17 protein-coding genes and 1 pseudogene are annotated in these 24,276 nt (G+C 56.3%); 2 read left to right on the plus strand and 16 right to left on the minus strand.

The window, feature by feature from the left end:
* The first annotated feature begins 61 nt into the window (after positions 1–61).
* The gene (gene fbaB / locus JWF83_RS19120; RefSeq protein WP_413651994.1) at positions 62–1,114 is read left to right on the plus strand and encodes a class I fructose-bisphosphate aldolase; all 1,053 of its coding nucleotides are present in this window, start codon (positions 62–64) and stop codon (positions 1,112–1,114) included.
* Between the two features lie 164 nt (positions 1,115–1,278).
* On the opposite strand, the gene JWF83_RS19125 is transcribed toward fbaB, so the two are convergent.
* The 15 genes and pseudogenes from JWF83_RS19125 to JWF83_RS19195 form a co-directional block, all read right to left on the minus strand.
* The gene (locus JWF83_RS19125) at positions 1,279–1,965 is read right to left on the minus strand and encodes a GntR family transcriptional regulator (protein WP_413651995.1); all 687 of its coding nucleotides are present in this window, start codon (positions 1,963–1,965) and stop codon (positions 1,279–1,281) included.
* A 148-nt stretch (positions 1,966–2,113) separates the two neighbouring features.
* Complete coding sequence (locus tag JWF83_RS19130) at positions 2,114–3,577, minus strand: mannitol dehydrogenase family protein (RefSeq protein WP_413651996.1); 1,464 nt, start codon at positions 3,575–3,577, stop codon at positions 2,114–2,116.
* 45 nt (positions 3,578–3,622) lie between these two features.
* Positions 3,623–4,906, minus strand: coding sequence for an MFS transporter (locus JWF83_RS19135; RefSeq protein WP_413651997.1), 1,284 nt, complete (start codon positions 4,904–4,906; stop codon positions 3,623–3,625).
* Between the two features lie 132 nt (positions 4,907–5,038).
* The gene (locus JWF83_RS19140) at positions 5,039–6,049 is read right to left on the minus strand and encodes a Zn-dependent oxidoreductase (protein ID WP_413651998.1); all 1,011 of its coding nucleotides are present in this window, start codon (positions 6,047–6,049) and stop codon (positions 5,039–5,041) included.
* A 10-nt stretch (positions 6,050–6,059) separates the two neighbouring features.
* Positions 6,060–7,274: a D-mannonate dehydratase ManD gene (gene manD, locus JWF83_RS19145; RefSeq protein ID WP_413651999.1), complete on the minus strand. Its 1,215-nt coding sequence runs from the start codon at positions 7,272–7,274 to the stop codon at positions 6,060–6,062.
* 365 nt (positions 7,275–7,639) lie between these two features.
* Positions 7,640–8,539, minus strand: coding sequence for a lipid kinase YegS (gene yegS / locus JWF83_RS19150; protein WP_413652000.1), 900 nt, complete (start codon positions 8,537–8,539; stop codon positions 7,640–7,642).
* Between the two features lie 333 nt (positions 8,540–8,872).
* Positions 8,873–10,210: a tRNA 5-hydroxyuridine modification protein YegQ gene (gene yegQ / locus JWF83_RS19155; protein WP_413652001.1), complete on the minus strand. Its 1,338-nt coding sequence runs from the start codon at positions 10,208–10,210 to the stop codon at positions 8,873–8,875.
* Positions 10,211–10,341: 131 nt separating this feature from the next.
* Positions 10,342–11,046 carry a two-component system response regulator BaeR gene (gene baeR, locus JWF83_RS19160; protein ID WP_413652002.1) on the minus strand — a complete coding sequence of 235 codons (705 nt, stop codon included), beginning with the start codon at positions 11,044–11,046 and terminating at the stop codon, positions 10,342–10,344.
* A gap of 10 nt (positions 11,047–11,056) precedes the next feature.
* Positions 11,057–12,439 (minus strand): two-component system sensor histidine kinase BaeS, encoded by a 1,383-nt coding sequence (baeS, locus tag JWF83_RS19165; RefSeq protein ID WP_413652003.1) that lies wholly within the window; start codon positions 12,437–12,439, stop codon positions 11,057–11,059.
* Positions 12,436–13,848: a multidrug transporter subunit MdtD gene (gene mdtD, locus JWF83_RS19170; protein WP_413652004.1), complete on the minus strand. Its 1,413-nt coding sequence runs from the start codon at positions 13,846–13,848 to the stop codon at positions 12,436–12,438. Before mdtD ends, baeS begins: the two co-directional genes overlap by 4 nt.
* Before the next feature lie 21 nt (positions 13,849–13,869).
* Positions 13,870–13,980 (minus strand): annotated as a pseudogene (locus JWF83_RS19175) (VapC toxin family PIN domain ribonuclease); the annotation flags it as partial.
* A complete protein-coding gene (vapB, locus tag JWF83_RS19180; RefSeq protein WP_413652005.1) occupies positions 13,938–14,192 on the minus strand; it encodes a type II toxin-antitoxin system VapB family antitoxin in 255 nt (84 codons plus the stop codon). The gene vapB and the pseudogene JWF83_RS19175, both read right to left, overlap by 43 nt.
* Positions 14,193–14,268: 76 nt before the next feature.
* The gene (gene mdtC, locus JWF83_RS19185) at positions 14,269–17,337 is read right to left on the minus strand and encodes a multidrug efflux RND transporter permease subunit MdtC (protein WP_413652006.1); all 3,069 of its coding nucleotides are present in this window, start codon (positions 17,335–17,337) and stop codon (positions 14,269–14,271) included.
* On the minus strand, positions 17,334–20,456 hold the full coding sequence (locus JWF83_RS19190) for an MdtB/MuxB family multidrug efflux RND transporter permease subunit (protein ID WP_413652007.1): 3,123 nt from the start codon (positions 20,454–20,456) through the stop codon (positions 17,334–17,336). The genes mdtC and JWF83_RS19190 overlap by 4 nt, the downstream gene beginning before the upstream one ends.
* Complete coding sequence (locus tag JWF83_RS19195; RefSeq protein ID WP_413652008.1) at positions 20,456–21,697, minus strand: MdtA/MuxA family multidrug efflux RND transporter periplasmic adaptor subunit; 1,242 nt, start codon at positions 21,695–21,697, stop codon at positions 20,456–20,458. The genes JWF83_RS19190 and JWF83_RS19195 overlap by 1 nt, the downstream gene beginning before the upstream one ends.
* 249 nt (positions 21,698–21,946) lie before the next feature.
* On the opposite strand from JWF83_RS19195, the gene JWF83_RS19200 reads away from it, so the two are divergent.
* On the plus strand, positions 21,947–22,906 hold the full coding sequence (locus JWF83_RS19200; protein ID WP_413652009.1) for an aldo/keto reductase: 960 nt from the start codon (positions 21,947–21,949) through the stop codon (positions 22,904–22,906).
* 5 nt (positions 22,907–22,911) lie between these two features.
* On the opposite strand, the gene yegD is transcribed toward JWF83_RS19200, so the two are convergent.
* Positions 22,912–24,261 (minus strand): molecular chaperone, encoded by a 1,350-nt coding sequence (gene yegD / locus JWF83_RS19205; protein ID WP_413652010.1) that lies wholly within the window; start codon positions 24,259–24,261, stop codon positions 22,912–22,914.
* Positions 24,262–24,276: the final 15 nt, after the last annotated feature.

Below are 24,276 nucleotides of genomic sequence, written 5' to 3' on the forward strand. Positions count from 1 at the left end.
GCCGGCGGTCGGGCTGAAGGCTGAAGCTGTTTGGCCCATCACTCATTTTCCAGGAGCTAACATGACGGACATCGTACAGTTATTGGGCAAAGAAGCTGACCACCTTCTGCAACATCGCTGCATGACCATTCCAGCGGAAAGCCTGTATTTGCCAGGCGCGGATTTTGTTGATCGGGTAATGATCGATAACAATCGTTCTCCTGTGGTACTACGCAATATGCAGACCCTGTATAACACCGGCCGTCTGGCGGGCAGCGGTTATCTGTCGATTCTGCCGGTGGATCAGGGGGTGGAGCACTCGGCTGCGGCGTCATTTGCCGCCAACCCGCTCTATTTTGATCCGAAGAATATCGTCGAGCTGGCGATTGAAGCGGGCTGTAACTGTGTGGCTTCAACCTATGGCGTGCTGGCATCGGTGTCCCGGCGTTATGCGCACCGCATTCCGTTTATGGTGAAACTGAACCATAACGAGACCCTCAGTTATCCGACCCAGTACGATCAGACGCTGTATGCCAGCGTCGAACAGGCATTTAACCTCGGTGCGGTAGCGGTCGGCGCCACGATTTACTACGGTTCCGAACAGTCGCGCCGTCAGATTGAAGAGATTTCCGCCGCCTTCGAACGCGCCCATGAGCTGGGAATGGTGACGGTACTCTGGGCCTATCTGCGTAATAACGCCTTTAAAAAAGACGGTACCGATTATCATGCCAGCGCCGATCTGACCGGCCAGGCAAACCATCTGGCGGCCACCATTGGCGCTGATATCGTTAAGCAGAAAATGGCCGAAAATAATGGCGGCTATCAGGCAGTGAAATTCGGTTATACCGATGAGCGCGTCTACAGCAAACTGACCAGTGAAAACCCGATTGATCTGGTGCGCTATCAGCTGGCCAACTGCTATATGGGGCGTGCCGGTTTGATTAACTCCGGCGGGGCTGCTGCCGGCGATACCGATATTGCCGAATCAGTACGTACCGCGGTGATCAATAAACGTGCTGGTGGTATGGGGCTGATTCTCGGGCGTAAGGCGTTTAAGAAATCGATGAAAGAGGGCGTCGCGCTGATTAATTCCGTGCAGGATGTGTATCTGTCGAAAGACGTTACCATCGCCTGAATTTCAGCTGTTCCCCCCCGTAGGGGCGGCATTAATGCCGCCCGTGCCAATGGTTTGCAGCGGCGTGATGACGGCATTAATGCCGCCCGTGCCAATGGTTTGCAGCGGCGTGATGACGGCATTTATGCCGCCCGTGCCAATGGTTTGCAGCGACGTTGCATAATTTACGTCTGCTCAAACCAGTCGCTATTCTGCTCGGCAATCGGGGTAATGGAGAAGATCATCTCCTGCAGATGACGGCGCAGGGCGCGTTCAGCGGCATCAGCATCGCGATCGATAATCGCCTGATAAATCTGCCGGTGTTGCTCAATTAACTTTTCTGGCGGTGACACTTCGCTCAGGGTGAGGAAACGCACCCGGTCCATGGCCGCTTTAATGTTTTCTACTGTTTCCCACGCCAGTTCACACTGAATGCTTTGCGCAATCAGCCGGTGAAATTCATCATCCAGCAGTAAAAACGCCTGGCTGTCATGACGCTGCGCGGCCAGTTGTTGCAGCTGTAAATTATGCTCCAGCTCGTCCAGCGCCGCAGGTGTGGCTTCCAGCGCCGCGCGGCGAACCACGGCTACTTCCACTGCTTCGCGAATAAAACGGCCATCGGCAACGCGACGGGCAGATATTTTACGTACAAAGGTACCGCGTTGTGGCAGCACCTGAACCAGTCCGGCTTCGGCCAGTTTAATAAAAGCTTCCCGCACCGGTTGGCGTGACACGTTAAACCGGCTGGAAACCTCTTTCTCCGACAGTAATGCGCCAGGATGGATCACGCAGGTGACGATATCCTGACGCAAAAAGCGGTAGATCTGCTGATTCACCGGTTCGCTGGCAGTTATGGTGTAAGTGATTGACATTCAGCAACATCCTTTTTGCGGCTAACACACAGGTCAACCTTGCTGGAAAGCTTTCAGTCTAAACAGCCCGTTGCGCCAGCGCCAGCCCTTTTATAGCCCCCCGGCTTCAGGCTGCAGGTGACGTTCTGCAACCTGAATGCTTCAGCGGTTAATAGTGAGCCATCAGCTGTTTTACCGTCTCTCTGGCGCCCAGCGTTTGCAGCTGTTGCAGGAAGTCGGTTACGCGTGCCACCAGTTGCGGCTGCGCCGCGAGATCGTCACCAAAAATCGCCCGTATCGACAGTAACGCCGTAACGCGTTCGGCGCCTTCCGCCGTGGCGGCAACGCAGCGCGCTAACTCATCTTTTAACGGATCGTTAATCACAATCGTCGCGCCTTGTTCATCAACGCCACCAACATAGCGCATCCAGCCCGCTACGCCGAGCGCCAGCAGATCAAAACGGCTGCCGTTTTTCAGATGCCAGCGAATACTGTCGAGCCAGCGCTGCGGCAGTTTCTGACTGCCATCGGTGGCAATCTGATAAGTGCGATGCCTGATGGCGCGGTTCTGGTAACGTGCGATCAGCGAATCGGCGTAGGCCGTCAAATCGACATCGTGGGTACGCAGTGTCGGCGCCTGCTCTGCCAGCATCAGCTGACGGGCGGCAATCAGGTAGTGGTCATCAGCCATGCAGTCACTGATATGCTGGTAACCGCCAAGATAGCCGAGATAGGCGAGAAATGAGTGGCTGCCGTTTAGCATGCGTAATTTCATCTCTTCAAACGGCAGAACATCGTCTACCAGCTCGGCCCCGGCGTTCTCCCACGCCGGACGCCCGCTGACAAAGTTATCTTCGATAACCCACTGAAAGAAGGGTTCACAGACTACGCCAGCCTCATCACGGCAGCCCAGTTTGTCGCTGAGGGTCGCGAGGGTTTCTGGCGTCATCGCCGGCACTATGCGGTCGACCATGGTGGACGGGAAGCTGAGATGGCGGGTGATATACTCCGCCAGCGCGCTGTCCTGCTGGCGGGCAAGCTGCACAATTACCTGTCGGGTAACATGGCCATTTCCCGGCATATTGTCGCAGGACATCACGCTAAACGGCGCCAGGCCGCGCTGCTGACGCCGTTTAATTGCCGCCAGAATCACCCCCGGCACGGATTGCGGCGCGTCCGGATGGGCAAGGTCGTGCTGAATCGACGGATGCTGCAGATTCAGTTCGCCGCTGGCCGGATGGTGGCAGTAACCTTTTTCGGTTACCGTCATTGATACGATAGCCACATCCGGCTGACTCATGGCTTCAATCACCGCCTCAATGCCGTCGCTCTGCCCGTGCAGGGCGGCGTTAACCACGCCGATCACCCGGGTCGACAGGCTGTCATCCGCCATTTCTGTCACCGTATACAGCAGCGATTGCGCCCGTAATACCGCGATCAGTTCGCCGCTGTTGAGATTGACTTCACAGTAACCCCAGTCGCTGCCGTGATCGCTGGCGAGTTTATCACTGCACAGTGCCTGATGAGCGCGATGGAAGGCGCCAAAACCAATATGTACCATGCGGGTGCGCAGACGGCAGCGGTCGTAATCGGGGAGCCGGACGTCTGGCGGAAGCTGTTCGACGACTAACATAGTCAATCCTTGTAGAGAGAAGGGCGCGGAACGCGCCCTGAATCATCAGACCGAAACCGCGTCACCGCTGGTCTTCGGGCTTTTAATCAAAAACAGTACCAGCAAGGCGCCCAGGGCGGCAACCACACCCGCCAGCACAAAGGCGCTGTCGAATTTACCGGTGTTCTGCACAATATAGCCGGTAGCGATCGGACCAATAATACCGGACAGGCTGCCGATCAGATGGATAAAGCCACTGATGCCGCCGACCCGGCTTTTGTGTACCACATCCTGAATAATCGCCCAGTAAATGGCGCCGGTGATATACAGAAAGAAGATCGATACCGACATCAGCAGCACGGCGGAGGTGACATCTTTTACCGTACCGGCCAGCGCGACACAAATTGCTGCCGCCAGTAACGAGACCACCAGCACAATTTTTCTCGACAGCAGGAGTTTACCTGTGAGCTTAAAGATTTTATCGGAGATCAGGCCGCCCAGCGCCAGACCGACAAAGCCGACAATCCACGGGATCATGGTGGTAATGCTCATCGCTTTAATGTTGAGTCCATGCGCCTGCACCAGATAAGCCGGAAACCAGCTAAGGAAGAAGAACAGAATATAGTTGTAGCAGAAGAAGGCGAAGGCGGTCACCAGAATGATTGGCTGACGCAGGTAGTAACCAAGGCCGTGTGCCGCCTGGGCCAGATCCTCTTCAGCGCTAATCTGCTCCTGCTTCAGTTTTTCGATCAGCGTGCGCTCATCGGCGGAGACATGCTTACTTTTTGCCGGGTTATCCGCCGAGATCAGGAACCAGCCGACCATCCAGACGATGCCGATACAGCAGATAATCATAAATGCCGGACGCCAGCCGAAGGAGATCGCCAGATAGCCAATAATCGGACCGGCTACCGCGCCGCCCAGAGGCGAACCGGCACTCAGGAAGCCCATCGCGGTGGCGGCCTGTTTTTTCGGGAACCAGCCGTTAATGGCTTTATTGGCCGAGGCGCAAATGGGTCCCTCGGCCATACCGAACAGGACGCGCAGGATTAGCATCGACCAGAAGCCGGTGGCAATCGCCGTCATGCCGCAGAACAGCGACCACAGTCCGACCGCCACGCCGAGCACCAGCGTCGGGCCAAATTTATCGGTAGCGAGGCCGCCGATAAAGTTAAATATGGCATAGCCAAAAAAGAAGCTGCCGAAAATCATGCCGAACTGCTCAGCATTCAGCATCAGGTCTTTTTCAATCATCGGCACGGTCAGTGAAAGGGCAACACGATCGAGGTAGTTAATCATGTAGACCAGGAACAGCAGAAGTACGATCGTCCAGCGCAGGTTCTTGAACATAATGACTCCGAAATAATTATTATCTCTGCCCTGGGGACAGAGGTTATATGGTGTAGGTACAGCATTCCCGGTGCGGACCAGCAGTTGCTGGCCCGATATGGTCGCGAGACTGAGAGCTCGCGCGATAAACCATCAATCCACTTTTAAGATCACTTTGCAGCAGACACGTGGTTGTTTCTCAAACAGGGTCATCGCCTGTTCGACATCCCTGAGGGCAAAGGTATGGGTCACCAGTTTCTCCGGATGAATCAGGCCCTGTTCCATCCAGCTAATTACCTGCGGAAACCGCTTACTGTTCAGTCGGGAGGTAAACAGTGACAGCTCTTTACTGGTCAGGCTTTGCTGGGTCAGCGTGCAGGGTTCGCCGGAAAAACCGAGCAGACCAATACGCGCCGCAGGGGATGCCAGCGCTACCGCTTCGGCTAAGATCGCCGGGTGGCAGGCGGCATCAATGATCAGCGTCGGCTGTACGCCATTCAGCTGCGCCGCCAGCGGCAGCTCGCTGTTGTCCAGCAGCAGGTCGGCGCCGCTCTGTTTTGCCAGCGCCAGGCGCTCCGGCAGACGATCGACGACAATCACTTGCTGTACGCCATAGACGCCTTTCAGCACCTGAATTGCCGTCATCCCCATCGGGCCGGCGCCGTAAATCAGCGCAATGTCCCTGGCGGCAGGTTGCAGGAATGCGGTGATATTGGCGGCGATGGTAAAAGGTTCCACCAGGCTGGCCAGCGTGTCGGGAATGCTGGCCGGCAGCGTATAGGCATTAGCTGCCGGCGCCAGCGCATATTCGCTAAAGCCACCGTCACGATGGACGCCGATGACCTGCAACTCGCTGCAGACATTGGGACGCCCGACGGAGCAGGGGTAGCAGTGCCCGCAGCTGACAACCGGATCCACCGCCACACGTTCACCCAGGCGCGCCGGATCAACTGCGGCGCCCACCGCATCGATAATGCCAAAGAATTCGTGACCAATAACCCGCGGGTAGCGGGCAAACGGATTGTGACCGTGCCAGATATGCACATCGGAACCGCAGATGCTGGCATAACGTACCTTTACCCGCACTTCGCCAGCGGCAGGTTGAGGGATCTCGCGTTTTTCCAGGCTTAAATTGCCGGGACGTTCAATAACCACGCTATTCATTTTCGATTCCTTACCAGTTCCACAGGGTGCCATCTTCGAGGCGTGCGACCGGCAGATACGCAGGTTCATAGGGATATCGGGCTGCCAGCTTCTCGTCGAACTCAATACCGAGACCCGGTTTATCGCCCGGATGCATATAGCCGTTATCAAAGCTCCAGCTATGTTTAAACACTTCCATCATCTGGGCGGAGTAGCCCATATATTCCTGTACGCCGAAATTCGGCACCCAGAGGTCGAAATGCAGCGCCGCCGCCATGCAGATCGGCGACAGATCGGAAGGGCCGTGTGAACCGGTGCGAACCTGATACAGCGAAGCAAAATCGGCGATGCGGCGCATGCCGGTAATGCCGCCTGCGTGGGTGATGGTGGTGCGGATATAGTCAATCAGCTGCTCTTCAATCAGCTGCTTGCAGTCCCAGATGCTGTTAAATACTTCGCCAACCGCAATTGGCGTCACGGTATGCTGGCGAATCAGGCGGAAGCTTTCCTGATTTTCCGCTGGCGTTGGATCTTCCATCCAGAACAGGCGGTAATCTTCGATGCTTTTACCGAAACGCGCCGCTTCAATCGGCGTCAGGCGGTGGTGCATATCGTGCAGCAGATGTTCGTCGAAGCCGAACTTATCGCGGATAGCCGCAAACAGTTTTGGCGTAAAATCGAGGTACTTTTCTGTCGACCACAACTGCTCTTCCGGCCAGTTACCTTTGGTAGCCGGTTCGTAGGCCAGGCCTTTGCCCTTGGCCATACCGTAGGTGGTTTTCATGCCGGGAACGCCGCACTGGGCGCGAATGGCTTTAAAGCCCATCTCTTTGTGGCGGGCGTAGTCGTCCATGACTTCATCAATGGTGTGGCCGGTGGTATGGCAATAAACCATCACGCCAGTGCGCGATGCGCCCCCCAGCAGCTGGTACAGCGGCATATTGGCGGCTTTGCCTTTGATATCCCACAGTGCCATATCCACCGCGGAGATCGCCGACATGGTGACCGGACCGCGACGCCAGTAGGCGCCTTTATAGAAAAACTGCCAGATATCTTCGATCTGATGCGCATCGCGACCAATCAGTTGCGGACACAGGTGATCTTTTAAATACGAGGCCACCGGCAGCTCACGGCCATTCAGCGTGGCATCGCCGATGCCGGTTAATCCTTCATCGGTGGTGATCTTTACCGTAACAAAGTTCCTGCCGGGGCAGGTAACGAACACTTCTGCGTTAACAATTTTCATCTCAATAACCTTATCACTGCATTTGATGATGAAAAATTACGCGCCTTAATACTACCATACAAGTTCAATGCGTAGATTTTGCGGCAGAGATCACGTTGTAGCCGCAGTCTGACGGACTGCGAGTGATTCAGTAAGGTGAGAAACGGGCGAAAGGTGATGCCTGGCGGTTGGGAACCCGCGGATCGAGTGGCGCCGGTTAGCGTGTTACAAGGTTACTGAAGGTCGCGTCTTGCTGTGCCAGTGCGACCACAATTAACAACAGAACTGCAATCTGCCAGAAAAACGCCAGAACCACATGCCGATTAACCCGGGTGTGATCGGTAAAAACCTGCCTCTGTTTTTCTCAACCGGGGCAGGTCGCGATCTTATGCCAGCAACTCACAGGACGGCGGTAAACGGCATTGGAGTGCCTGCGGTAACACTTCAATGCGGAATTCGCTGCCGCTAAGCGGTTCACCGTCGAGATTAAAGGTCATCTCATTCGGCGCGCGAATGGTCAGCCACGGCAGCGAAGCGGAAATAATATTCGGATTATCGTCATCACGGGTCAGGCTATGCAGCAGGGTGGGTAAGATCTCTTGTGAAGTGACAATACTTAACTCCAGCGCGCCGTCATTAATCAGTGCGCCCGGGCAGAGACGTTGCCCGCCCCCCGCCTGACGGCCATTGCCGATGCCGATCACCAACGCATCCCCTTGCCAGTTAAAATCTGCGCCGCTAATCTCGCAGCTGTCTGCTTTCAGCTGGTCCATCCGCATCAGCCCGTGAATAAAATAGGAGACGCCGCCGAGGGCGGATTTCAGTTTTTCCGGGGTTTCGGTGGTGATACGGGTGCCAAATCCACCGGTGGCCATATTTATAAAGTAGCGTTGCTGATTAACGCAGGCCAGATCGATACGGGTCGCTTTACCCAGAATCGCCAGCCGCAGCGCCTGTTCCATATCTTCAGGCACGCCGGCGCTGGTGGCGAAATCATTGGCGGTACCCAGCGGCAGAATGCCGAGGATCGGCGCACTGACGCCCTCCAGCTGCACCAGCGCGGTCGCAATTTCGTTAATCGTGCCATCTCCGCCACCGGCAACGACGGTCTCTGCCTGCAGTTGCACCGCTTCATGCACGTAACGCGCGCCATCACCGTGCTCCCAGGTTACACGCACCGCAATGTCGTGTCCTTCATCCCGAAGCGTATTAATCGCACTGCGCAGCTGTTCGTTACCCGCGCCTTTACCATTTAAGATCACCAGCGTAAGTGTCTGCTTTTCCATTGTTATCCCTTCTGTTGCGCTGGCCGTAATGACCGGAAAAATCAATATTGCTAGCAAACTGTATAGCACATCGTAGCGAAAAGGTTTACCGGTGGGAGTGAGAGTGGCGGGAAGCTAAAAAAAGAAAAACCCGCACGGGGGAGCCGGGCGGGCGAATGAGGTGGTTCCTGTAAAACCTTGCTATTTTTTATTGCTCGTTTTCAGCAAGCGAGATAGTAGCCGGGAAAGGCGCAGCGTAATGTGATCGAATTCTAATATCTGTAACAACGGGTTAATTTAACCTGGCGCAATTTTCTTGCGGGTAGCGGGCCAGTGGCGACTGGCCCTGACCGCTTAGCTGGCCGCCAGATTACGCATCAACAGCGCGTAGCTGAGATCGATCTCTTCCGGGATCGGCAGCCAGACAAAGTGACCATTGCCTGGCGCAACCTCTACTGCCTGCGCTTTATTATTTTCCATTGCGCGCAGCTGAAAAGTGATATTACCCACTGGCGTCATCATCTCCAGGCTGTCGCCGACCAGAAATTTGTTCTTCACATCCACCTGCGCCAGTCCGCCACGACGTTCGCCGGTAAATTCGCCGACAAACTGCTGCAGCTCCGAAATCGAATGACCGCTTTCATAGCTTTGATAGCTTTCGTGAGTGTGGCGCCGCAGAAAGCCCTCGGTGTAACCACGATGGGCTAAGCATTCCAGAGTTTCCAGCAGCGTTGCGTCAAACGGCTTGCCGGCGGCGGCATCGTCAATGGCACGACGGTATACCTGAGCGGTACGCGCGCAGTAGTAAAACGACTTGGTGCGCCCCTCAATTTTAAGCGAGTGCACGCCCATTTTTGTCAGGCGGTCAACGTGGGCGACAGCGCGCAGATCTTTAGAGTTCATAATATAAGTACCGTGTTCATCTTCAAACGCGGTCATATATTCGCCAGGGCGTTGCGCCTCTTCGATCATAAACACTTTATCGGTCGGCTGGCCGGCGCCAAGGGTGGGTTCAACGTTTTTCACCGGGATTGGCTGATACTGATGGACAATATTGCCGACCTCATCCTCTTTGCCTTCCTGCAGCTTATACTCCCAGCGGCAGGCATTGGTGCAGGTGCCCTGGTTAGGATCGCGCTTATTCAGATAACCGGATAGCAGGCAACGACCGGAGTACGCCATGCACAGGGCGCCATGCACAAAGATCTCCAGCTCCATTTCCGGCACCTGCTGACGAATCTCCTCGATCTCTTCCAGCGACAGCTCACGCGACAGGATCACGCGCGTCAGGCCCATCTGCTGCCAGAACTTCACCGTTGCCCAGTTGACCGCATTCGCCTGCACCGACAGATGGATCGCCATTTGGGGAAAGGCTTCGCGCACCATCATAATCAGGCCGGGATCGGACATAATCAGCGCATCAGGCGCCATCTCAATCACCGGTTTCAGATCGCGGATAAAGGTTTTCAGCTTGGCGTTATGCGGCGCGATATTCACCACCACATAAAACTTTTTGCCCAGCGCATGCGCTTCATTAATCCCTTTGGCGAGATTCTCGTGATTGAATTCGTTATTACGAACCCGCAGGCTGTAACGCGGCTGACCGGCATATACTGCATCTGCGCCATAGGCAAATGCATAACGCATATTTTTCAGCGTACCGGCCGGAGAGAGGAGTTCCGGTTTAAACATATTTTTCTCAGTCTGATGTCAGGTCAGAACGGCAAGCAGCCGTCAGCCAGCCGGGCGCGAAGCGTCCGGCTGGCCATACAAAATGTGCGGGGATTGTAGGGGGTCGTGACGGTAATGTAAATTGCGCTGGATCAAACCAGGCGACAGATATCGGCTTCCCAGCGGTAACCCATGCCGTATACCGCCCGGATAAACGGCTGCTCGCTGTCGAGCGCTTCCAGTTTACGTCGCAGATTTTTGATATGGCTGTCAATGGTGCGGTCGGTGACCACGCGGTAGTCGTCATACAGATGATTCAGCAACTGCTCACGGGAGAAAACTTTGCCCGGCTCCTGCGCCAGGGTTTTCAGCAGGCGAAACTCTGCCGGCGTCAGGTCGAGCGAACGATGGTTCCAGCTGGCCTGAAAACGTCCCTCATCCACTACCAGCAGTGAGGCTTTGTGTTGCTCTTCCGGCGAGCTTTTTACCCGGCGCAGAATGGTTTTCACCCTTGCCACCACTTCGCGCGGACTAAACGGTTTACAGATATAGTCGTCGGCGCCTATCTCCAGCCCGAGCAGGCGATCAATCTCTTCGGTTTTCGCCGTCACCATCATCACCGGCAGATCGGAGAAGCGACGAATCTCACGACACAGGGTTAAACCGTCGGTTCCGGGTAGCATCAGATCGAGCAGAATCAGATCGGGAGGCGTCTGCTGCACATAGCTCAGTACCTGATCGCCATGGGCGATATGATGCGTGCGGTAGTTCGATGCCTGCAGATAATCGATTAATAGCTGGGCCAGTTTCGGCTCATCTTCCACTATCAGAATCATCGGTTCGTGATATTCGGTCATGTTGTCTTATTCAGTTGGTGTCGAGCGGTAATGCTACCGTAATGCGCAAGCCGCCCAAATCAGAGTGGTCTGCACTGAGTGTACCACCATGCGCTTCAACAATGTTTTTACAGATTGCCAGTCCCAGTCCGGAACCGCCGCTGGCACGATTACGTGAGCCTTCGGTACGGAAAAAACGTTCAAAAATCTGCTGCCGCTGTTCATCACTGACGCCGGGCGCGGAATCATCAAAATGCAGCAACATCTTACCCGGCTGTTGTTGCAGGGAGATCTTCAGTCCGCCTCCGGCATCGGTATAACGCAGGCTGTTCTCCAGCAGATTACTGAACAGCTGCATTAGCCGGTCGGCATCGCCAAAAAATGCGGCCTGCTGTGGCAGCGACAGGGTTAAGGATAGCTGACGGCTGGCAAAGCGTGCGCGGAAGCTACCGGCGACCACCTCCAGCAGAGAAACCACATCGGTACTGGCTTTGCGATAGGCCAGTGCGCCTTCATCCGACAGCGATAGCTGATGTAAATCATTGACCAGTTTGGTCAGAGTGACCACCTCAGCCTGTAATGAGGCGATGGCGTCAGGCGTCAGCTTCCGCACACCATCCTGCATCGCTTCCAGCTCGCCGCGCAGAATCGCCAGCGGGGTGCGCAGTTCATGGGAAATATCGGCCATAAACGCCCGACGCATACTCTCATTTTTCTCCAGTGAACTGGCAAGGCGGTTAAAGTCCTGCGCCAGACGCCCGAGCTCATCGCGGCTGCCCACTTCAACGCGGGTGGCGAAATCACCGGCCGCCAGATGATGAGTGCCTTCCACCAGCCGTTTCACCGGCGCCAGCAACCCGCGCGACATCAGCCAGGTCACTGCCGCCGCCAGTAGCGTCGACAGGCCGACAATCAGCCAGCTGGTGCGCCGCTGCTGGCGATCAAAGTTAATATCGGCGCTGCTGGTTAAGCGCTCGGGCGGCGAGCCAATCACCCAGCCAACCACTTTATTATTGCTGGTGGTGATATTCCAGCGTTTGCCATCCTGTGGCACCGGCGCTCGCGGCCCGGACAGCACATTATATTGCTGGTCGATAATCCAGAACTGGGTACGCCAGCCGTGCGGCGGCAGTGGTTTGCTGACATCCGGATTTTGCTCCAGCGAACGCAGGATGGTAAATACCAGTTTGTTATTGTTGCGCAGAAAATCCCAGTCACCGTGCTGTTCATACTGATCGGCCAGCGCGTCACTCAGCAGTGTCAGACGCTGCTCATTGCCGCGTTTAATATAATCGATAAAACCGTGTTCAAAACTCAGACGCACGCCCCAGTGCATAATAATCAACACCAGCATGCAGGTGGAAAAAATGGCGAGGAACAATTTGGCGCTGATGCCGATACGCATTTTTCTCATGGCTGTTTATCTCCCCTGCGCGTGAGCGTGACGTTCTTGCTGATATCTTCAGGCACCCGCCAGAACACCAGCGCCGGTAACAGGATCACCAGCGCCATACACAAATAGGTATAAATAAAGGTCTGGCGCGCCACACTGCTGCCAGCAATCGCATGATGACCAAAAGTACCCAGCAACAGCCCGGCGATCGTCACGCCAATACTCATCGACAGCTGTTGCACCATCGACATCAGGCTATTGCCGCTGGAGGCCAGTTCATCCGGCAACTCTTTTAGGGTCAGGGTATTCATTGCCGAGAAGCGTATGGCGTTGACCATCCCCTGTAAAAACAACACCAGCGGCAACAGCCAGAACCAGCCGATCAGCGCCACTAGCGGGAACAGCAGGACCACCAGCGCCAGCGCCAGCGTTGCCCCCGTCAGCACATAGCGATAACCGAAGCGATTGACGATCTGCACCACGATGCGTTTCATCCCCATATTACCCAGCACCATCGGCATCATCATCAGACCGGCATGAAACGGGCTGTACCCCATGCCGATTTGCAGAAATAACGGCGTCATAAACGGCAACATGGCGCTGCCGATACGCCCGGTCAGGCTACCCAGCAGGCCGATGGCGTAGATGCGGTTAGCAAACAGTTTCAGGCTGAACAGTGCATTATCATTGCCACGGGCGTGCAGCAGGTAGAACAGCAGCGAGAACATGCCCGACAGGATAAACATCCCCAACAGCAGCGGTGAAACGCCGGAGCCTCGAGGGCCGTCCAGCGCCAGCGTCAGGGTGGCCATCCCGGCCGCCAGCAACAAAAAACCAGCGAAATCAAAGCGCCTTGCCGGCAGCACATAGTTGGGCATCAGTGCCAGAGTCGCGATGGCGCCGATAATACCCACCGGAATATTGATCAGGAAGATCCAGTGCCAGCTGGCATATTCCACCAGCACGCCGCCAAGCGCCGGACCGATCAGCGGGCCGATCTGGCCGGGCAGGGTGACAAAGGTCATCGCCGCCATATACTGATCGCGCGGCACGATTTTCATTACCGTCAGACGACCCACCGGCACCATCATCGCCCCGCCAATTCCCTGCACCACCCGTGATATCACCAGTTGATCCAGCGTGCCGGACAGGGCGCAGAGCACTGAACCGAGGCTAAATAGCAGGATGGCGACAAACAGGATATTGCGTACCCCGAAGCGGTCGGCCAGCCAGCCGCTGACCGGCAGGGTAACGGCGACGGTCAGCACATAGGAGACGATAACCGAGTGCATACTGAGCGGGCTGACGCCGAGATCACGTGCCATTGACGGCAGGGCGGTGTTGACGATGGTGGTATCCAGCGTCTGCATAAAAAAGCCAAAAGCGACGATCCATAACTGCCAGCGTACCGTCGCGGGACTATTACTCATTGATAAAGGTATCCTGAGGGGTTAAAGCCAGTTTTCGCACACCAGGCCGTTAACCCGCTCAAACTCTTTTAAATTATTAGTGACCAAGGTTAATCCCGCGCTTCTGGCATGCCCGGCAATATGCAGATCACTTGCTGCTGGCTGGCTCTCTCCGGCATAAAGTCATCCGATACGCTATCTGCGGCATGAAAAAAGCTGTCCCAACCGCTCTTTGCAGGGGTGAGAATTCGCTCTTTTCCTGACACGCGCACAATCACGGATTTCACCGAGTCCGGGAATCTGACATTGGCCGGGATACGGACGTTTTGTGTACGGTTACTGGTAAACACGCTACCTCGTGACATAGAGTTTCTCCGGTGAAATAGATATTGTTTAACTTTTACCCACAAAGATGTGTATAGCCAGCGTATTTAGCAGGTTTTAAACCGCCAGTGAGCGATAAGCTTTTCTGCGCCGCAACTTATCCATAAACAGATACACCACCGGGGTGGTGTACAGCGTCAGCAACTGACTCATCACCAGACCGCCAACAATGGTGATCCCCAGCGGCTGACGCAACTCGGCACCATCGCCGCTGCTCAGTACCAACGGTAAGGCGCCCAGTAACGCGGCCAGTGTGGTCATCAGTATTGGCCGGAAACGCAACAGACAAGCCTGCCAGATAGCCTCACGCGCCGTCAGATTGCTATTGCGCTGGGCATCCAGCGCGAAGTCCACCATCATAATGGCGTTCTTTTTTACAATACCAATCAGTAACATAACGCCAATTAACGCAATCAGGCTAAAGGGTGTGTCAAACAGTTCCAGCGCCAGCAACGCGCCCACGCTGGCCGAGGGCAGCGTAGAGAGAATAGTGAGCGGATGGATATAGCTTTCATACAGAATCCCCAGCACGATATAGACGGTGGCAATGGCGGCGAGGATCAGCAGCAGCTGGCTATTTTGCGTCTGCTGGAAAGTCTGTGCGGTACCGGCAAACGCGCCGCGTACGCTGGCAGGTACGCCAAGTTGCGTCATGGCGCGTTCAATGGCGGCCGAGGCTTCCGATAGCGACACGCCTTCCGGCAGGTTAAAGGAGAGGGTCGAGGCCGCCGACAGACCCTGATGGTTCACCGACAGCGGGGCATTAGTCGGCTGCCATTTGGCGAAGAACGACAGCGGCACCGGTTTGCCGTCGCTGTTAATTACAAACATCTTGTCCAGCGCACTGATATCCTGGGTGTAGCGCTTATCGACTTCCATCACCACTTTGTACTGATTCAACGGCTGATAGATGGTGGAGATCTGACGCTGGCCAAAAGCGTTGTTCAGCAGGCCATTGACTTCAGCGACGCTGATCCCCAGACGGTACATAGTTGCGCGATCGTAGGTCAGTGCCATCTCCGCACCTTTGTCCTGCTGGTCGGAGTTGACATCAGCGAGTTGCGGCAGGGCGGCAAATGCCTGACGAATTTTCGGTTCCCACTGGCGTAAATCAGCAAGATTGTCTGACAACAGCGAATACTGGTATTCGGCGTTCGCTTCGCGTCCACCGGTGCGGATATCCTGGGCGGCCATCAAAAACAGACTGGCTCCCGGTTCTTTCGCCAGCTTCACGCGCAGGCGCGCCATCACCTGTTGCGCACTCTCTTTACGTTCGGCAATCGGCTTCAGGGTAATAAACATCGAACCGCTGTTAGTGCGCGAGCCGCCGGTAAAGCCGCTGACATTGGATACCGCCGGATCCTCACGGATGATTTTCATAAAATCTTCCAGTTTGCCGCGCATCGCCTGGAAAGAGATGCTCTGATCGGCAGAGATCGAGCCCATCAGTCGGCCGGTATCCTGCTCCGGAAGCAGCGCTTTGGGGATGGTAATATATAACCAGATGGTCAGGCCGACAGTGGCCAGCAGTAACAGTAATATCCAGTGCGCATGGTCAAGCACCCGCTCCAGCGAGCGGCCATAGCCTTGTTGTACGCTGAGCAGCAGCTTATTAAAGCCGTGGATGCGTGGCTGGCTGCGCGCCGGCTGACCTTTGAGCAGATAGGCGCACATCATCGGCGTCAGCGTAATGGAGATGACCAGCGAGATAATAATCGCTACCGACAGGGTGACAGAAAACTCCTGGAACAACCGGCCTGGCATACCGCCCATCAGCAGCAGCGGAATAAACACCGCCACCAGCGAGACACTCATCGATAACACGGTAAAGCCAACTTCACGGACCCCCTGTAGCGAGGCCTGCAGCGGTTTCATTCCGGCTTCTATATGACGTGAAATATTTTCCAGCACCACGATGGCGTCATCCACCACAAAGCCGGTGGCAATGGTGAGCGCCATCAGTGACAGATTATTCAGACTAAAGCCGCACAGATACATAGCGGCAAAAGTACCAATCAGCGATACCGGCACCGCTACCGCCGGGATCAGCGTGGCGCGTGCCGAGCCGAGGAACAGGAATACCACCAAAATCACCAGCGCGACGGCGATCATCAGCGACTGCTCCACTTCTGCCAGTGACGCGCGGATGGTGGGGGAGCGATCCTGAGCGATATCCAGCTGTATAGAGGCGGGCATCATCTCACGCAGTTCCGGTAGCCGGGCGCGGATACGATCGACGGTTTCAATAATATTGGCTTCAGAGGATTTGCGTACCAACAGCAGGATTGCCGGGCGGGCATTGGACATCCCGGCATTGCGCACGTCCTGTACTGAATCTTCGACGCTGGCGACATCCTGTAAGCGTACCGCCGCGCCATTATGGTAATGCACCACCAGCGGCTGGTATGCGGCGGCGGTTTTCAGCTCGTCGTTAGTTTTTATCTGCCAGCGCTGTTGCTGATCTTCAATTGCCCCCTGCGGTTTACGCAGATTGGCGTCGGCAATAGCGCTGCGCACGGCGTCAAGGGATACCCCCTGATTAAACAGCGCCTGCGGATTTAACGCCACACGTACCGCCGGTAACGAACTGCCGCCGACCGACACGTCGCCGACGCCATCAATCTGCGCCAGTTTTTGCGCCAGCTGGGTAGAGGCATAGTCATACAGCTGTCCCGGCGACAGCGTGTCAGATGTCAGCGTGACAATGATAATCGGCGCATCGGAAGGGTTGGCTTTACGATACGTGGGGCGGGCCGGCATGCCGCTCGGCAGCAGCGCCTGGGCGGCGTTAATCGCCGCCTGAACATCACGCGCCGCGCCGTTGATATCACGATCGTAATCAAACACCATAATAATGCGTGTACTTCCCAGCGAACTGGTTGAGGTCATTTCGCTGACCCCGGCGATACGCCCCAGTGAGCGTTCCAGCGGCGTAGCCACTGATGACGCCATGGTTTCCGGTGAAGCGCCTGGTAGCGAAGCGCTAATCATAATCACCGGATAATCCACCTGCGGCAGCGGCGCCACCGGCAGCAGCCGGAAGCCGAGCGCGCCCGCCAGCGCAATCGCCAGCGTCAGCAGGGTGGTGGCCACCGGCCGGTGGATAAATAGCGCAAAGAACTTCACGACGCTTTCTCCGCACGGCGCAGGCGGCGGCGCGTGGCATGCGCCAGACGATCAAACAGCAGGTAGATCACCGGGGTGGTAAACAGCGTCAGCACCTGGCTGACCAGCAGACCGCCGACCATTGCCACCCCCAGCGGATGACGCAACTCAGCACCGACGCCGCTGCTCAGCATCAGCGGCAGCGCACCCAGCAGGGCGGCCAGCGTGGTCATCAGAATCGGACGAAAGCGCAGCAGGCAGGCCTGGTAAATGGCCTCGTAAGGCGCCATACCCTGTTCACGTTCGGCGGCGAGGGCGAAGTCGATCATCATAATGGCGTTTTTCTTCACAATGCCGATCAGCAGAATAATGCCGATAATCGCAATCACATCCAGTTCGTTGCCGCTCAGCATTAGCGCCAGCAGTGCGCCCACCCCGGCGGAGGGGAGGGTGGAGAGAATGGTTACCGGATGAATAAAGCTCTCATACAGCACCCCCAGCACGATATACATCGCCACCACTGCCGCGACAATCAGCCAGACGGTGCTGCCCAGCGCGGCCTGGAATGCCAGCGTGCTGCCCTGGAACTGGGTGATAATCTCTGACGGCAGTTCCAGCTGCTGTTCGGCCTGGGTAATCGCCGCCACCGCTTCACCCAGCGCATAGCCCTCGCTGACATTAAACGAGAAGGTGGTGGACGGAAACTGATCAAGGTGGTTGATGGTCAGTGCGCCGTGGCGCTGCTCAATGCGTGCAATAGCGCTCAATGGTACGCTGCCGCCATCGCTACTGGTAAGGCGGATGCTGTCGAGCGCCGCCAGGCCCGGTGTACTTTGATTATCCTGCTCCAGCACCACCCGATACTGGCTGGCCTGAGTGTAAATGGTGGAGACCAGCCGCTGACCAAAGGCGTTATACAGCGCGTTATCGATGTCAGCCATCGAAATACCCAGCCGACTGGCGCTGTCGCGATCGACATTAACCCAGGCTTCCAGCCCCTGATCCTGCCAGTCGCTGCTGACATCTTTCAGCTGCGGCAATTGATGCAGACGTTCCAGCAGGACCGGCACCCACTCGCTCAGGGCGTCAGGGGAACCGGCCTGCAAGGTGAACTGATACTGCGTACGACTCACCTGCGTATCAATCGTCAGATCCTGTACCGGCTGCAGATAGAGTTCGATGCCCGGCAGCCGGGCGACGTTATTTTGCAGCCGGGCAATTATCGCCGGAATGCGCTCATGACGTTCCGCCAGCGGTTTCAGGTTGATCTGCAACCGGCCGCTATTCAGTGCCGGATTCGTCCCGTCAACGCCAATAAATGACGTCAGACTCTCCACCGCCGGATCTTGCATAATTATCGCGGCGACGCTCTGCTGACGCTGCGCCATACTGGCGTAGGAGACCGATTGCGGCGCCTGCAGCGTGCCCTGGATAATGCCGTTATCCTGTAGCGGGAAGAACCCTTTCGGGATGGTGATCCACAGCAATAGCGTGACTAACAGGGTGCCGATCGCCACGCTGAGCGTCAGCCACGGGTGATGCAGTACCCGTTGCAGCAGTCGGCCATAGCCGGCAATAATCCGCGCAAACATTGCTTCGCTGGCGCGGGAAAAACGATTCTGTTTGCGCAATGATTCGGCGCTCAGCATACGTGCGCACATCATTGGCGTCAGGGTGAGAGAGACCAGCGCCGAAATCAAAATCGCCACTGCCAGGGTGACGGCAAACTCGCGGAACAGTCGTCCGACGATATCGCCCATAAACAGCAGCGGGATCAGCACGGCGATCAGCGAGAAGGTCAGAGATATAATGGTAAAGCCAATCTCACCGGCACCTTTCAGCGCGGCGGCCAGCGGCTTTTCGCCTTTCTCGATATAACGGGAGATATTTTCAATCACCACAATCGCATCATCGACCACAAAGCCGGTGGCGATAGTCAGCGCCATCAGCGTCAGGTTATTCACCGAAAAGCCGAGCATGTAAATCACCGCAAAGGTGCCGACCAGCGATAGCGGTACCGCGACCGCCGGAATAATGGTGGCCGGCACATTGCGCAGAAACAGATAAATAATCATTACCACCAGCGCCATCGCCAGCAGCATCTCCAGCTGCACATCATGCACGGAGGCGCGAATATTAGTGGTGCGATCCGACAATAGCTGCACATTCACTGACTTCGGCAGCGAAGCAGTCAGCGCTGGCAGCAACTGACGAATGCTGTCTGCGGTGGTAATAATATTGGCGCCGGGTTGCCGTTGCACATTCAGTACAATCGCCGGCTGACGGTTGGCCCATGCGCCCAGCCAGCTGTTTTCCGCTCCCTGTTCCACCTCCGCCACATCCCCGAGCCTGACCGCCGCACCGTTTTTATAGCTGATAATGAGCTGGCGATAATCTTCCGCGGATTTCATCTGGTCGTTGGCTGACAGGGTGATTGAGCGCTCGGGGCCATCAAGGCTCCCCTTCGCCGAGTTGACATTGGCATTGGCGATCGCGCTGCGCACGGTTTCACTGCTCACCCCCAGCGCCCCGAGCGCCCGGGCATTCAGCTTCACCCGCACGGCAGGACGCTGACCGCCGGAGAGCGTGACCAGACCGACACCGGAAACCTGAGAGATTTTCTGCGCCACCCGCGTTTCCACCATATCCTGCACCTGGGTCATCGGCATGCTGGTGGTGGTTACCGCTAAGGTCATAATCGGCGGATCCGCCGGATTAACTTTGCTGTACACCGGTGGATTAGGCAGGTCTGCGGGCAGCAGGTTGGTGGCCGAGTTAATCGCCGCCTGGACTTCCTGTTCGGCGACATCCAGCGCCAGCGTCAGCTGAAACTGTAGCGTGACAACCGATGCGCCGCCGGCACTCTGCGATGACATCTGCTTAAGCCCTGACATCTGGCCAAACTGGCGCTCCAGCGGGGCGGTAATCGCCGAAGTGACCACGTCGGAACTGGCGCCAGGATAGAGCGTCACTACCTGGATGGTGGGGTAGTCTACCTCCGGTAGTGCGGAAACCGGCAGCGCGTGATAGCCGAGCAGCCCGGCCAGCAGAATAGCCACCATCAGCAGGGTGGTGGCCACCGGCCGCAGAATAAACTGCCGCGATGGGCCGCCGCTGGCATTGGGAGGCATAACCTGCATCAGGATCGTTCTCCTTTCGCCGGCTGCACGGTTTTACCGGAGGAGAGCGAGGTGTTCTGCGGCGCAACCACCTCAACGCTGGCCCCTTCCGTCAGACGATCGAGTCCATCGGTCACCACCCGCTCGCCGGCATTGAGTCCCGCCTTAATCACCACTTTCTCACTGTCCTGTATGCCGACGCTGACCCTTTTTTTGCTGACTTTATTCTCGCTATTGACCACCCAGACAAAGTGTCCTTCATTACCCATCTGCAATGCGGCGGTGGGGATAACGATGGCGTTATGCAGGGTGTCCACCTTCAGACGGGCATTAACAAACTGGTTAGGAAACAATTGATCGTCGGTATTGGCAAAACGCGCTTTCAGTTTAATGGTACCGGTAGTGGCATCGATCTGATTATCCAGACTCAGCAGCGCACCCTCGGTAAGTTTAGTGGTGTTACTGCGATCCCAGGCTTCCACCAGCAATGACTGACCGCTTTTCTGCGCCTGCAGAATTGGCGTGATGCTGCTCTCCGGCAGGCTGAATACCACATCAATCGGATGGGTTTGCGTGATCACCACAATACCGTTGGTATCACTGCTGGTGATGTAGTTGCCGATATCAACCTGTTTCAGGCCGACGCGGCCGGAAATCGGCGCGGTGATCCGGCTGTAGGTGAGGTTTAGCCGTGCGCTGGCGACGCTGCCTTCATCGGCTTTTATGGTGCCAAGGGTTTCACTGACCAGCGAACGCTGGGTATCCAGCTCCTGCTGCGATACCAGACTGGTTTTCGCCAGTTTTTCATAACGGGCCAGATCGCGACGGGCATTCGCCAGCGTCGCCTGATCTTTTGCCAACTGGCCCTGTGCCTGGGTGAGCGCCACCTGATAAGGCCGCGCATCAATCTCTGCCAGTAGCTGACCGGCGCTAACCTGCTGGCCTTCGGTAAAATGCAGCGCCATCAGCTCGCCATCCACCCGGCTGCGCAGAGTAACGGTACTGGCTGCGCTAACGGTACCCAGTCCGGCAAGGTATTGCGGCACACTTTGCTGTGATGCGCTGCTGGCCTGCACTGGCGCCAGCGGCAGCGAATGTCGTCCGCCTTTTGCCCCTTTGCCGCGTGCCTGCTGCTGGGGCTGCGCGCTGTTTTCCGCTGTCAGCGTGGTGCTGTGATGCCACCAGCCGAATCCGGCAGCAGCGATGACGACGACGACAGCAACAGTGAGCGTTTTTTTAGTCAGGCGGCTTCTGGCATTCATAATGGTGAGTGGCTCTCCGGGGGAAATCGCTAAGCTTCCGGCGGATTAAAACAGGGCAATCCGCAAAAATTCTAGTGTAGTCATCTGGTACGGTAAAAAAATGAAGGAATTAAGGATAACTGTATAGTTCGGTTATGTCGCGCTATTCGCTGGCTGAAAAACTTTCGCCGGAATTGGTCAAAGCGTGGCGAAAAATGTTTGCTAAGCTAATTGTCGCGCAGGAAATCATTCAATTTCAGGAGAGAAAGTATGAGTCAGTTAACCGTACGTCAGCTTGGCCGTAGTCCGCTTCAGGTGCCGCCGCTCACTTTTGGTGGCAATGTGTTTGGCTGGACCATCGATCAGGCCACCTCCTTTTCCCTGCTGGATGCGCTGGTGGAGAAAGGCCTGTGGTTTATTGATACTGCTGATGTTTACTCGCGCTGGGCTGCCGGTAATCAGGGGGGGGAGTCGGAAACGATTATCGGCAACTGGTTAAAGCGCAGTGGCAAGCGTGAGCAGATTGTGCTGGCAACCAAGGTTGGCATGGAAATGGGACCGGGGAAAAGTGGACTGGCGGCGAAATATATTCGTCAGTCGGTGGAGGATTCCCTGCGTCGTCTGCAAACCGATTATATCGATCTCTATCAGGCGCATCGTGATGACCAGGACACGCCGCTGGCAGAGACGCTGACGACTTTTGACGCGCTGGTGAAAGAGGGGAAAGTCCGGGCGATTGGCGCCTCTAATTACAGTGCTGAACGGCTGGCGCAAGCGTTGCAGGTGAGTGCGGAACATAATCTGGCGCGTTACGAGACGCTACAACCGGAATATAACCTCTATGATCGTCAGGGGTTTGAAAGTGGTTTGCAGCAACTGGCGGTGGAGCAAGGGCTGGGGGTGATTAACTACTATTCACTGGCCAGCGGTTTTCTCAGCGGCAAATACCGTACGCCGCAGGATGCCAGCAAAAGTAAGCGTGGTGATGGCGTGGTGCAGAAGTATCTTAACCCGCGGGGTCTGAAGATCCTGGCCGCGCTGGATCAAATTGCTGACGGGCGTGGCGTCAGCCAGACGCAAGTCGCGCTGGCATGGCAAATCGCGCAGCCGGGGATTACGGCGCCGATTGTCAGCGCCACTTCGCTACAGCAGCTGGATGAACTGGTGAAAGCGGCCAGCCTGAAGCTGAATATTGCCGAGATTAACCAGCTGACCGAAGCCAGCCGTTAATTCGCTCAGAACATCACCTGCGCCCAGCGCGCCAGACCGGCGGTGACGGAACCAAAGTCATCGCCGCTGGCCAGCGGAATATCCGGCAATTGTTGCTGCAGCGCCTGACGCAGCAGAGGGGAGCGCGCGCTACCGCCGGTGAGATAGATGACATCAGGGCGGGTGCCGCTGGTGGCTAATGCCAGTTTCACCTGCTCCTGAATACGTTCTAATGGCTGTACAATCGCGGCCTGCAACCCTGCGACACTGACCGTGCTGCTCAGCGACGACTCGATAAAAGCGAGTGACGCCGTGGCGCTGCTACTGTCTGACAGGGCGATTTTGCACTCTTCCGCTGTGCGCACCAGACGGTAGCCTAAGCGCTGTTGCCACACTTTCAGCAGACGCTTCACCACCTCCGGCTGTTCGGCATCGCGGATCAAATCCTGCAACTGCTTACGGCTGGCGGCAGCATAGAAATCACTTTGCGCCGGCACATCATTAATGGCGACGGCATTCCACCACGGCAGCGCCGGCAGCGCGATACCTTTTATCGTCTGGCCGCCAAGGCCGAGATGCGGCATCAGCTCTTTAAATGCCAGCATAATATCGAGATCGTTACCACCGATCCGACAGCCGCTATGGCCGAGTAAGCTGGCGTTGCGTTCCGCTTTATCGCGCCATTGCGGCCCCATCAGCAGCATACTGCAGTCGGTGGTACCACCACCAATATCGACGACCAGCACCCGCGTCTCTTGCTGCAGGGTTGCCTCGAACTCTAATCCGGCGGCCACCGGTTCAAACTGGAATACCACGTCGCGAAAACCGGCGCGATGCGCTGCACGCTCCAGAATCCCCTGCGCCTGGCGGTTGGCATCATCGCCGCCTAACCCCTGAAAGTTAATTGGACGACCAATCACCGCCTGTTCAATACTGTCGCCCGCCTGACTTTCCGCGCTTTGGCGGATATGCAACATCATGGCGCACACCAGATCTTCGAACAGGGCCAGTTGTTGCGGCTTCAGGCCACTGGCGCCAAGGAAAGATTTCGGTGATTTAACGAACCACACCTCTTCCGGGTCATCCATATACTGTGCCAGTGAAGCCAGACCAAACTGCACGCTGTTGGCATTGACCTCAATATCTTCTTCGCGGTTAAAAGCGATGGCGCGGCGCAGTAGTGCCTGGTTCTCAGCATCCGGCGTGGCGACCTGATGGTGGCGGAACAGCCATTCGCTAATCGCTTCACGCGTCGGCGCGCATAACATGGAGGGCAGCCATGGGGAATTATTTTCCAGTGGCAACAGACGCGGCGAGCCATTTTCCATTACTGCTACCGAGCAGTTAGCCGTCCCGTAATCGAAACCGATAAACATGTTTACCCTCCCAAT

The sequence above is a fragment of the Pantoea sp. B65 genome, assembly GCF_047308185.1.
Classification (GTDB): Bacteria; Pseudomonadota; Gammaproteobacteria; order Enterobacterales; family Enterobacteriaceae; genus Erwinia.

What these genes read in the sequence shown, in the direction of transcription:
- fbaB (WP_413651994.1), top strand. Translation starts at nt 62, where the DNA reads ATGACGGACATCGTACAGTTATTGGGCAAAGAAGCTGACCACCTTCTG.
- JWF83_RS19125 (WP_413651995.1), bottom strand. Translation starts at nt 1,965, where the DNA reads ATGTCAATCACTTACACCATAACTGCCAGCGAACCGGTGAATCAGCAG.
- JWF83_RS19130 (WP_413651996.1), bottom strand. Translation starts at nt 3,577, where the DNA reads ATGTTAGTCGTCGAACAGCTTCCGCCAGACGTCCGGCTCCCCGATTAC.
- JWF83_RS19135 (WP_413651997.1), bottom strand. Translation starts at nt 4,906, where the DNA reads ATGTTCAAGAACCTGCGCTGGACGATCGTACTTCTGCTGTTCCTGGTC.
- JWF83_RS19140 (WP_413651998.1), bottom strand. Translation starts at nt 6,049, where the DNA reads ATGAATAGCGTGGTTATTGAACGTCCCGGCAATTTAAGCCTGGAAAAA.
- manD (WP_413651999.1), bottom strand. Translation starts at nt 7,274, where the DNA reads ATGAAAATTGTTAACGCAGAAGTGTTCGTTACCTGCCCCGGCAGGAAC.
- yegS (WP_413652000.1), bottom strand. Translation starts at nt 8,539, where the DNA reads ATGGAAAAGCAGACACTTACGCTGGTGATCTTAAATGGTAAAGGCGCG.
- yegQ (WP_413652001.1), bottom strand. Translation starts at nt 10,210, where the DNA reads ATGTTTAAACCGGAACTCCTCTCTCCGGCCGGTACGCTGAAAAATATG.
- baeR (WP_413652002.1), bottom strand. Translation starts at nt 11,046, where the DNA reads ATGACCGAATATCACGAACCGATGATTCTGATAGTGGAAGATGAGCCG.
- baeS (WP_413652003.1), bottom strand. Translation starts at nt 12,439, where the DNA reads ATGAGAAAAATGCGTATCGGCATCAGCGCCAAATTGTTCCTCGCCATT.
- mdtD (WP_413652004.1), bottom strand. Translation starts at nt 13,848, where the DNA reads ATGAGTAATAGTCCCGCGACGGTACGCTGGCAGTTATGGATCGTCGCT.
- vapB (WP_413652005.1), bottom strand. Translation starts at nt 14,192, where the DNA reads ATGTCACGAGGTAGCGTGTTTACCAGTAACCGTACACAAAACGTCCGT.
- JWF83_RS19190 (WP_413652007.1), bottom strand. Translation starts at nt 20,456, where the DNA reads ATGCAGGTTATGCCTCCCAATGCCAGCGGCGGCCCATCGCGGCAGTTT.
- JWF83_RS19195 (WP_413652008.1), bottom strand. Translation starts at nt 21,697, where the DNA reads ATGAATGCCAGAAGCCGCCTGACTAAAAAAACGCTCACTGTTGCTGTC.
- JWF83_RS19200 (WP_413652009.1), top strand. Translation starts at nt 21,947, where the DNA reads ATGAGTCAGTTAACCGTACGTCAGCTTGGCCGTAGTCCGCTTCAGGTG.
- yegD (WP_413652010.1), bottom strand. Translation starts at nt 24,261, where the DNA reads ATGTTTATCGGTTTCGATTACGGGACGGCTAACTGCTCGGTAGCAGTA.